The sequence below is a fragment of the Streptomyces sp. NPDC014733 genome, from assembly GCF_043083385.1.
Lineage (GTDB): Bacteria > Actinomycetota > Actinomycetes > Streptomycetales > Streptomycetaceae > Streptomyces.
This window is the reverse complement of sequence record NZ_JBIBYO010000023.1, coordinates 46,310-56,633: the sequence shown is the minus strand read 5'-3', so window position 1 is coordinate 56,633 and position 10,324 is coordinate 46,310. Positions and strand designations below refer to the sequence as shown.

The window sequence follows — 10,324 nt, the reverse complement described above, 5'->3', positions numbered from 1 at the left end:
CTTTGTGCCTGTTTCACCAGGCTCTCCGGGCGCTTCCCTTCGGTCTTGCGTTTCCGACTCTATCAGATCCTTTCGGTTCTGATTTTCGCCGGTGCAGTCCGGCCTTTCGGCTTTTCCGCGGCTTCACTCTAGCAGGCTTTTCATGCCTCTCGAATCGCTGACTTTCTGCAGACATGCAGAATTGGATTCGATATTCCGAATCACGATTTGAGGAGTGCTACCCACGGCGCTTGATCGCGTTTTCTGCGGTGTCGGCGCTCCCGGGCAGATCTCAGACAGTACAGGCCCCCCAAGGGCGAGGCAAATCGACGGGCGCTGATCGGCGACCGCTCTGCGGGTGTCGTTCATGCGGAGGGGCTGATTCTTATGACTTACGCTCTGAACGGTGCGCCGTCCGGGACAGGTAGTGACGGCGGCCTGATGAATCTCCACCCCTGGGAGGCTTCCCATGACCACCGTGACGTCACCGCTCGCCGGACGTGCCATCGGACTCGCGGCTGTGCCCGACCCGGTGTTCGCCGGCGCGATGGTGGGACCCGGTACCGCCATTGATCCTGTGCGCGAGCCCGCCGAGGCCGTTGCTCCCGTGGACGGCGTCGTCGTCTCGCTCCACCCGCACGCCTTTGTCGTGGTGGACGCCGAAGGCCACGGGGTGCTGACGCACCTCGGGATCGACACCGTGCAGCTCAACGGCGAGGGTTTCGAACTGCTCGTCAACAAGGGCGACACCGTGCAGCGCGGCCAGGCGGTCGTGCGCTGGGACCCCGCGCAGGTCGAGAAGGCCGGCAAGTCGCCGATCTGCCCCGTCGTGGCGCTGGAGGCGGCGGCCGACTCGCTCGGTGACGTGCGCGAGGACGGCGAGCTCGCCGCGGGCGAGGTGCTCTTCTCCTGGCAGTAGCCGGGAGCCGTCCCGCGACGGCAGGTTCGACATCCACCGCGGCGGCTCGCGTCGCCGCATCAACCGGAGACGGGTGCAATGGAGACAACGCTGCGAGGCGTCGGCGTGAGTCACGGTGTGGCGATCGGCGAGGTGCGGCACATGGGGACGGCGGTGCTGGAGCCGCCGGCCAAGCAGATTCCGGCCGACGAGGCGGAGCGCGAGCAGGGGCGTGCCCGCCAGGCCGTGGAGGCGGTGGCGGCCGATCTGATCGCGCGGGGCAATCTGGCCGGCGGCGAGGCGCAGGCCGTGCTGGAGGCCCAGGCCATGATGGCCCAGGACCCGGAACTGATCGCGGATGTCGAGCGGCGGATCGCCGTCGGCAGCACAGCCGAGCGCGGGGTGTACGACGCGTTCGCGGCGTACCGGGCGCTGCTCGCGAGTGCCGGTGAGTACCTGGCGGGCCGGGTCGCCGACCTGGACGACGTGCGGAACCGGATCGTGGCGCGGCTGCTGGGTGTGGCGATGCCGGGTGTGCCGGACAGCGACGAGCCGTATGTGCTCATCGCGCGGGACCTGGCGCCGGCCGACACGGCGCTGCTGGATCCGACGCTGGTGCTCGGGTTCGTGACCGAGGAGGGCGGTCCCACCAGCCACAGCGCGATTCTGGCGCGGGCGTTGGGGGTGCCCGCGGTGGTCGCGTTGCCGGGCGCGGGTGAGCTGGCCGAGGGGACCGTTATCGCGGTCGACGGGAGCACCGGCGAGATCTTCGTCGAGCCGAGCGAGGCGAAGCGCGAGGAGCTGGAAGAGGACGCCGCGGCGCGGAAGGCGGCGCTGGCCGCGTCGACCGGGCCCGGTGCCACCTCCGACGGACACAAGGTGCCGCTGCTGGCGAACATCGGTGGGCCCGCGGACGTGCCGGCGGCCGTGGAGGCCGGTGCGGAGGGCGTCGGGCTGTTCCGTACGGAGTTCCTCTTCCTGGACGACAGCAAGCGGGCGCCGTCCGAGGAGAAGCAGGTCGAGGCCTACCGGACGGTGCTGGAGGCGTTCCCGGAGGGCCGGGTCGTGGTGCGGGTGCTGGACGCCGGTGCCGACAAGCCGCTGGACTTCCTGACGCCCGCCGACGAGCCGAACCCGGCGTTGGGTGTGCGGGGGCTGCGTACGCTGCTCGACCACCCGGAGGTGCTGCGGACCCAGCTGACCGCGTTGGCGAAGGCGGCCGAGGGGCTGCCCGTCTACCTGGAGGTCATGGCGCCGATGGTGGCGGACCGTACGGACGCCAAGGCGTTCGCGGACGCGTGCCGGGACGCCGGGCTGGAGGCGAAGTTCGGGGCGATGGTGGAGATTCCGTCGGCGGCGCTGCGGGCGCGGTCGATTCTGCAGGAGGTGGAGTTCCTTTCGCTGGGGACCAACGACCTCGCGCAGTACACCTTCGCGGCGGACCGTCAGGTGGGCGCGGTGTCGCGGCTGCAGGACCCGTGGCAGCCGGCGCTGCTGGATCTGGTGGCGCTCTCGGCGGAGTCCGCGAAGGCCGAGGGCAAGAGCTGCGGCGTGTGCGGTGAGGCGGCGTCGGATCCGCTGCTGGCCTGTGTGCTGACCGGGCTCGGGGTGACATCGCTGTCGATGGGTGCGGCCTCCCTTCCCTATGTGCGGGCATCGCTGGCCAAGCACACGCTGGCGCAGTGTGAGCGTGCTGCCGCGGCGGCGCGGGCGGCGGACACCGCCGAGGAGGCGCGGGTCGCCGCGCAGGCGGTGCTCTCCGGGGAGTGATTCCCGGCGGCGCCCTGCCGCTCATCACGGACCTGACGGCCGTCCCGCCCCTGTGGCGAGGCGGCCGTCAGGCGTATCGGGGTGTGGGGCGGGGGCTCAGCAGTGGTGGGTCTCCGGTGGGCGGTTGAGGGGGAAGCCTTCGGTGTGGTCGACCTGGGGCTCCGGTGGGATGGGGTCGCCGGTCTCGGCGTCGGTGCAGTAGGCGGTGAAGACCTGGGCCGCGGTGAGTGGTTCGGGCCAGCCGTCGCGCAGTGCCCAGCCGCGGACGGTGTCGTGCGGCGTCGCGGTGTCCTCGGGCCGCGGTTCCGGGCGGGTGCTGCGGGAGACGATGCCGCCCGGTGTCCGGTGGGCGATTCCCGCGGCCAGGACCGTGCAGAAGGTCAGGGACTGCGATTCCCCGAGGCTGTGGCGGCCCTTCTCGGAGGTGACGCGGAGTGCCGCCAGGAGGGGCGGGGGTCCGGTGGGGATACTGCAGACGAGGTGGTGGGTGCCGTCGCCGAGGCCGTCGAGGAGTTCCTTGAGCACCTGGGTGGCGAGGGCGAAGGCGGAGTGGGAGAGGTCTTCCCCGCACTCCCGGCAGGTGCCGGCGTCGGCGAGGCGGGTGGCGGCGGTGTCCCGGACGGCCTGCCGTCCGGTCTCCTCGACGAGCAGCGGCAGGAGTTGGGGCAGGGGTTCACCGGCGTACGGCAAGGTGGCGCCGGTGCCGGCGAGTTCGGCGGTGTAGCGGGCGCGGCTGTCGATGCTGTCCGGGTCGATGCCCAGTTCCGCGCAGTATTCGGCGAAAGCGGCCGGGTCGAAGAGGGCGAGGCTGGTCCGCATGCCTTGGGCGGTGCGGGTGCGGAGGTGGTCCTCCAGCTGGCGGAGGTAGCGGGTGTGGTCCTGGAAGGGGAAGGTGCGGTAGCGGCGCATGGCCGCGAAGTCGTGCGGGTCGGCGAGCACGCCGGCGGTGCCGGGGATTTCGCGGCGCAGCAGTTCCTTGGTGCGGCGGGTGGTGCGGAACGCGGATGTCATGAGGCCCCCTCGGTGCGTCGGTCGTCCGCGGCGGCAGGTGCCGCTGCGGACGTCATTTGTCACCGAGAGTAATCAGAGGGTCTGACAACGGCGGGTGGAGCGAGTCCGGCCGTTACTGTGCGCGGTCGTCCTTCCGGTCACGGCGGTCGGCGGCGATGCGCTCGTAGAAGCCGAGGAGGGCGAGGTCGTCGACGGAGCCGGGGTTGACGGCCTTGTCGAGGGGGGTGCCCTGGAGGAGGCGTTTGACGGGGACCTCGATGCGCTTGCCGGTGAGGGTGTGCGGGATGCCGGGGGCCTCGATGATGTCGTCGGGGACGTGGCGCGGGGAGAGTTCGGTGCGCAGGGTCCGCTTGATGCGGTCGCAGAGCGCGTCGTCGAGGACGGCGCCCGGGGCGAGGTGGACGAAGAGGGGCATCCAGTAGCCGCCGTCGGGGAGTTCGAGGCCGATGACGAGGGATTCGCGGATCTCGGGGAGGCGTTCGACGGCTTCGTAGATGTCGGAGGACCCCATGCGGACTCCCTGGCGGTTGAGGGTGGAGTCGGAGCGCCCGTGGATGATGACGCCGCCGCGGGAGGTGCGGGTGATCCAGTCGCCGTGGCGCCAGACGCCGGGGTAGGTGTCGAAGTAACTGTCGTGGTAGCGGCTGCCGTCGGGGTCGTTCCAGAAGCGGACCGGCATGGAGGGCATCGGGTTGGTGACGACGAGTTCACCGACCTCGTCGATGACCGGGTGGCCCTGCGCGTCCCACGCCTGGAGGTCGGTGCCGAGGCTCGGCGCCTGGAGTTCGCCGATGTGGACGGGGAGGGTGGGGACGGCCCCGGCGAAGCAGCTGCAGACGTCGGTGCCGCCGCTGACGGAGGCGATCCACAGGTCGCCGCCGGCCTCCCGGAAGGTGTCGTGGAGCCAGCGGAAGCCGTCGGGGGGCAGCGGGGAGCCGGTGGTGGCGACGCAGCCGACGGTGGAGAGGTCGAGGTCGCGGGCGGGGTGGATGCCGGCCTTGCGGCAGGCCATGACGTAGGCGGCGGAGGTGCCGAAGAGGGTGGCGCGGGTGGCTTCGGCGATGCGCCACTGGGCGGCGACGTCGGGATGGCCGGGGCTGCCGTCGTAGAGGACGATCGTGGTGCCGGTCAGGAGGCCGCCGACGAGGAAGTTCCACATCATCCAGCCGGTGGAGGTGTACCAGAAGAAGCGGTCGTCGGGGCCGAGGTCGCAGTGGAGGCCGAGCTGCTTGAGGTGTTCGAGGAGGATGCCGCCCTGGGACTGGACGATCGCCTTGGGCAGGCCGGTGGTGCCGGAGGAGTACAGGACCCAGAGCGGGTGGTCGAAGGGGACCTGCTCGTAGACCGGTTCGGCCGCGTTGGTGGTCAGGTCCGACCAGGTGAGGGCGCCCTCGGGGGCGTCGGTGCCGAGCAGCGGGATGTGGACGACGGCGCGGAGGGTGGGGAGTTCGGCGCGGAGTTCGGCGACGGTGGCGCGGCGGTCGTGTTCCTTGCCGCCGTAGCGGTAGCCGTCGACGGTGAACAGCACGACGGGTTCGACCTGCTGGAAGCGGTCGAGGACGCTGCGGGCGCCGAAGTCGGGGGCGCAGGAGGTCCAGACGGCGCCGACGGCGGCGGAGGCGAGGAGGGCGACGACGGCCTGCGGGATGTTGGGGAGGTAGCCGCTGATCCGGTCGCCGGGGCGGACGCCGAGGTCGCGCAGGGCGGCGGCGAGCGAGGCGACCTGGTCGCGGAGATCGGCCCAGCTGACGGGGGCGACCTCCTGGCGCTCGTCGGTGTACAGCAGCGCGGGGCCGGCGGCGCGGTCCGGGTCGTCGGCGGTGCGCAGGGCGTGCTCGGCGTAGTTGAGGGTGGCGCCGGGGAACCAGCGGGCGCCGGGCATGGACCGGTCGGCGAGCACGGTGTCGTACGGGGTGGCGAAGCGGACGCCGAACCATTCCGCGACCGCCTGCCAGAAGGCGGGGAGGTCGTCGGTGGACCAGCGGTGCAGGTCGGCGTAGCTGCGCTGCGGGTCGCCGGGGGTGACGGCGGGTGCGCCGTGGTGGGTCGCGGCCCAGGTCTGGAAGCGGGTGACCTGTGCGCCCTCGATGCGGTCCGGGCCGGGCTGCCAGAGGGGGGTCGGCTGCGGGGCGGGGGACGGTGCGGTGGTCATGTCGAGGCTCCCGGACGGTACGCGTGGTGGGCGTCGGCCGCGTCCGGCGCGGGTGCGGGGGTGACGCGACCTTCCTGGACGATGCCACGTGATCGTCCTGTGCACCAGGGTTGACCTGTGGGGTGACGGTCACCCCGAGGTGCCGGACGGGTCGGTGGGGCGGCCGTGACCTGGGGTGCGGTCGGACCGGGCGGCCCCGGGGTGTGGGGGGTTCGGCCGTCGGGCGGCGCCCGGTGGACGCTCAGGTGAACGGAAGTTGAACGCCCCTCGGGGTGATCGTCGGGAATGACAGTCTGAGCAGCATGAACGGGCGTGATCTGGTGCGGTCGGTGCGGGCCGTCGGTGCGGCGCAGGGGCTGCGGTCGGTACGGGCAGCGTGGCGGCGGAGGAGGGCGGACGCGGTGGCGCTGCCCCGGGGCGGACGGGAGCGGGCGCGGGTCCCCGGGGAGGCCGAGGGGGCCGAACCGCAGCCGGGTGGTGGCGTGATCCGGTTCGCGCGGTCGTCGCTGCGGGTGCGGGTGGCGGCGGGCGGTGCGGTGTTCTGCGGCTGGGACGGGGCGGCGCCGGATCCGTCGTACGCGCTGGCCGGGTGTCCGCAGGCGGATGCGCGGGCGGTGCTGGAGCCGGACACCGAGGGTGGCTGGCGGGTGGTGTCGGAGCGGGTGACGGTCGTGGTGTCGCGGCTCGGCGCCGTGGAGGTGCGGACGCCGGGCGGGGTGCTGTTGCGGCGGGAGCTGCCGCCGCGGTGGTGGGACCGTACGGATGCGGGCACCGGCGGGAATGCGGAGGCGGCCGGTCCGGAGGACGGCGCCCCGGGCGGGGCGGCCCGCGGCCGGTCCGGTGCGGCGGGTCGTTCGCGGTGGGTGCAGCGGTCGGAGGTGGCGGCGGACGCGCGGTTCTTCGGGCTGGGGGGCCGGGCGGCGGGGCCGCGGCTGCGGGACGGGTCGTACCGGCTGTGGAACACCGCGCCCGGGGGGCCGGGCGGCACCGGGGAGGACCGGCTGACGATGCCGGTGCAGCTGGTGGTGGCGGACGCCGGGACGCATCTGGTCTTCCACGACAACTCCTGGGACGGCTGGGTGACGTTGCGGGAGGGCCGGGAGGGCGCGGGGTCGGGGCACGACCGCCGGGGGGCGTGCGCGCTGCGGCTGGACGGCGGGCCGCTGCGGTACTGGGTGCTGGTGGGGACGCCGGCGCGGGTGCTGATGGGGTGGACGGCGCTGACGGGTGCGCCGCTGCCGCCGCCGCGTTGGGCGTTCGGTCCGCAGCACGCCCTGCGGGGTGGCGCTCCCCGCGTGCGGCGGGTGGTGGCCGCCCACAGGGAGCACGGGCTGCCGCTGGCCGCCGTCCATCTGGAGCTGGCGCCGGGGGCGCGGCGGGAGCGCGCCGGTGAGCTGCCGGCGGACGCCGAACTTCCGCGGCTGACCCGGGAGTTGCTGGGTGAGGGGGTGCGGGCCGTGGCGGTCGAGGGGCCGGCGGTCCGGGCGCGCGCGGGGGTGCCGGAGTACGAGGGCGGGACGGCGGCCGGGGCGTTCGTGCGCGATGCGCGGGGCCGGGAGGTGCGCGGGGTGGCGGGGCCCGGTGAGTCGGTGTTCCCGGACTTCACCGATCCGGCGGCGCGGGCCTGGTGGGGCGGGCGGTCCGCGGAGCGGTGGGCGCAGGGGTTCGCCGGGGCGGGGCACGATCTGGCGGCGCCGGTGCCGTTCGCGGCGTGCGGGGAGGTGGCGCTGGAGCGGTCGGCGCGCCATGCGCTGGAGGGGCGCGGCGGTGACCACCGGGAGGCCCACAACGTGTACGCGCTCCAGATGGCGCGCGCCGGTCACGAGGGTGCGGGGGCGGCGCACCCCGGGGGGCGGCCGTTCGCCTTCTCCCGTTCGGGGTGGGCGGGGCTCCAGCGGTACGGCGGGGTGTGGTCGGCGGACGCGGGGGCCGACTGGCCGGGGCTGCGGGCGTCGTTGGCACTGGTGCTGGGCCTGGGGCTGTGCGGGGTGCCGTACAGCGGGCCGGAGGTGGGGGGCCGCGGCGCGGCGGGGGCCGAGCTGTATCTGCGGTGGTGTCAGCTGGCGGCGTATCTGCCGCTGTTCCGCACCCGGGGCGAGGCGGGGCCGTGGGGGCACGGGGCGGAGGTGCTGGCGCATGTGCGGGCGGCGCTGGCGGAGCGGGAGCGGCTGGTGCCGTACTTCGCGACGCTGGGGCAGCTGGCGCGGCTGACCGGCGCACCCTATGTGCGGCCGGTGTGGTGGCGGACGCCGCACGACCGGGCGCTGCGGGACTGCGAGGACGCGTTCCTGCTGGGGGACGCGCTGCTGGTGGCACCGGTGCTGGAGCCGGGGGCGCGCACCCGGGTGGTGCGGCTGCCGCGCGGGCGCTGGTACGACACGGCGACGGGGCGGGCGTACGACGGGCCCGGGCCGGTGCGGCTGGCGGCGCCGCTGTCGCGGATACCGGTGCTGGCGCGGGCCGGGGCGGTGCTCCCGGTGACGGGGGCGGACGGCGCGACGGAGCTGGAGGTCTGGGCGCCGGTCACCGGGCGCAACGGCGGCGGGCTGGTCGTCCCGGAGGCCGGGGGCGCGCACCCGGAGGCGACCCGGTTCGTGTCGTGGCTGGAGCGGGGCCGGGTGGTGGTGGAGCGTCAGGGCGGCGGCGCGGTGGGGTACCGCGTACGGGTGCGGGGGGCGGGCGCGGCGGAGGGGTGAGAACGGGGGCCCGGGGGCGGGCGTGGGGCCGGTGCTCCGCCGTCCTGGGGCGCCGGGCCCTGGCGGGTAGGGTGCCCGCCCCGCTCTCCCGGGCCGGCCGCCGAGGCACTCGGCGCCACTCCGGTTCCGCCACGGCGAGGCGCTCCGAGGGTTCCCTCCGCCGCCCCGGTGCTGGTAGATGGTGTTCATGCCAAGAATGCGAGAGTCACGTGAGGCGGAAGTGTCGGGGGCGGCAAGGGCCGTCGAGCAGATGGCCGGGGCGCGGCGGCGGCTGCGACGGCTGGTGCGGGGGCTCACCGTGGGGCTGGCCGCCGCGCTGACGGTGACGGCGCTCCCGGCGGGCGCGGTGGCCTCCCCGGTGACGGACGGGGCGCACGGCGGGGAGCCGCACGCCCCCGCGGAGTTCGTCGCGCTGCGGGCGGTGGACCCGACGATCATCCAGGAGATGCGGTACTTCACGCCGCACGACTTCATGGGCGTACGGGTCACCGGCTACCGCGAGCCGACCTGCCTGGTGACCCGGGACACCGCGAACGGGCTGCACCGGGCACAGCAGGCGTTCCTGCGGCGCGGCTACTCCCTGAAGGTGTACGACTGCTACCGCCCGCAGCGCGCCGTGAACCACTTCATGGCCTGGGCCGAGGACCTCGGCGACCAGCGGATGAAGGGCGAGTTCTACCCCCGTATCGACAAGTCGACGCTCTTCCGGGACGGGTACATCGCGGAGAAGTCGGGGCACAGCCGGGGCAGCACGATCGATCTGACGCTGGTGAAGCTGCCCGCGCTCCCCACCCGGCCGTATGTGCCCGGGGAGCCGCTGTCGCCGTGCTACGGCCCCAAGGAGACCCGTTTCCCGGACAACTCCCTGGACATGGGCACCGGCTTCGACTGCTTCGACACGCTGGCGCACACCCTCGACCCGCGTATCAAGGGGAAGCAGCGGGCGAACCGGCTGCTGCTGAAGCACGGCATGGAGCGGGCCGGTTTCACCAACTACGCCGACGAGTGGTGGCACTACACGCTCACCCCGGAGACGTTCCCTGACGCCTATTTCGACTTCCCGGTGTCCTCCCGCTCGGTCGCCGGACGGCGGTGAACCACCGGACGGCCCGGAGCCGGTACTGACACCGCCCGGACGCGCGGCTACGGTGCGGGCATGACGGACACCACGGAACGCACGGCCGCCACGGAGCGGGAAGCGCCCTCCGGTCCGGCGCGGCCGTTCGCGTCGTACGAGGAGTTCTGGCCGTACTACGTCGCGATGCATGCGAAGGCCGTGACCCGGTGGGTGCACCTCGCGGGGACGCTCACCGGGCTCGCGGTCACCGCCTACGGGGCGGTGCGGCGGCGGCCCCGGCTGCTGCTCGGGCTGCCGGTCATCGGCTACGGCACGGCCTGGCCCGCGCACTTCCTCATCGAGCGGAACAACCCGGCGACGTTCGGGCACCCGGCGTGGTCGCTGCGGGGCGACGCACAGATGATCCGGATGATGCTCGCCGGGCGGGACGCGGAGCTGGGCCGGATCGCCGCCGACTGGCACGCCGCGCACGGCCGCTGACGCCCTCTCGGCGGAGGCGCGGCGCCGTCCGGCCACACGGCCACCGCTTCCCCCCCGCTCCGGAAGCCTGCAGGAACAGCGCGTGAACCGGGCCCGGTCGGCGCCCCGGGAGCGGCATGCTGCTGCCGTGCCTGCCTGGACGGATCAGCTCCGATTCGCGTACCACCCCGTCATGAACCCGTGAACCCGGCAACCGGCACGGTCGTCGCACTGGAGATGCTCGCCCGCCCCGAGAGCGGCGACGTACTGGCCGCCGCGCG

Annotated in this window: 7 protein-coding genes; 5 read left to right on the top strand and 2 right to left on the bottom strand. The window is 73.9% G+C overall.

Features of this window, described 5'->3' with window-relative positions; translation table 11 throughout:
* Positions 1–448: 448 nt before the first annotated feature.
* Both ACF1BH_RS30100 and ptsP read left to right on the top strand, forming a co-directional pair.
* The gene (locus ACF1BH_RS30100) at positions 449–898 is read left to right on the top strand and encodes a PTS glucose transporter subunit IIA (RefSeq protein WP_391647577.1); all 450 of its coding nucleotides are present in this window, start codon (positions 449–451) and stop codon (positions 896–898) included.
* A 78-nt stretch (positions 899–976) separates the two neighbouring features.
* Positions 977–2,647, top strand: coding sequence for a phosphoenolpyruvate--protein phosphotransferase (gene ptsP / locus ACF1BH_RS30095; protein ID WP_391647576.1), 1,671 nt, complete (start codon positions 977–979; stop codon positions 2,645–2,647).
* A gap of 96 nt (positions 2,648–2,743) precedes the next feature.
* Here the strand turns inward: ptsP and ACF1BH_RS30090 are convergent, their stop codons facing one another.
* Positions 2,744–3,658, bottom strand: coding sequence for a hypothetical protein (locus tag ACF1BH_RS30090; RefSeq protein WP_391647575.1), 915 nt, complete (start codon positions 3,656–3,658; stop codon positions 2,744–2,746).
* A 112-nt stretch (positions 3,659–3,770) separates the two neighbouring features.
* Positions 3,771–5,810, bottom strand: a complete 2,040-nt coding sequence (locus tag ACF1BH_RS30085) for an acetoacetate--CoA ligase (protein ID WP_391647574.1) — start codon at positions 5,808–5,810, stop codon at positions 3,771–3,773.
* Positions 5,811–6,112: 302 nt separating this feature from the next.
* Here ACF1BH_RS30085 and ACF1BH_RS30080 point away from each other — a divergent pair, with 302 nt between their 5' ends.
* The 3 genes from ACF1BH_RS30080 to ACF1BH_RS30070 all read left to right on the top strand — a co-directional run bounded on the left by ACF1BH_RS30080 (position 6,113) and on the right by ACF1BH_RS30070 (position 10,064).
* Entirely contained in the window at positions 6,113–8,506 is a 2,394-nt protein-coding gene (locus ACF1BH_RS30080; protein ID WP_391647573.1) for a glycoside hydrolase family 31 protein, read from the top strand.
* Positions 8,507–8,756: 250 nt separating this feature from the next.
* Positions 8,757–9,602: a M15 family metallopeptidase gene (locus tag ACF1BH_RS30075; RefSeq protein WP_391647579.1), complete on the top strand. Its 846-nt coding sequence runs from the start codon at positions 8,757–8,759 to the stop codon at positions 9,600–9,602.
* A gap of 60 nt (positions 9,603–9,662) precedes the next feature.
* The gene (locus ACF1BH_RS30070; RefSeq protein ID WP_391647572.1) at positions 9,663–10,064 is read left to right on the top strand and encodes an Mpo1-like protein; all 402 of its coding nucleotides are present in this window, start codon (positions 9,663–9,665) and stop codon (positions 10,062–10,064) included.
* The last annotated feature ends 260 nt before the right edge of the window (positions 10,065–10,324 follow it).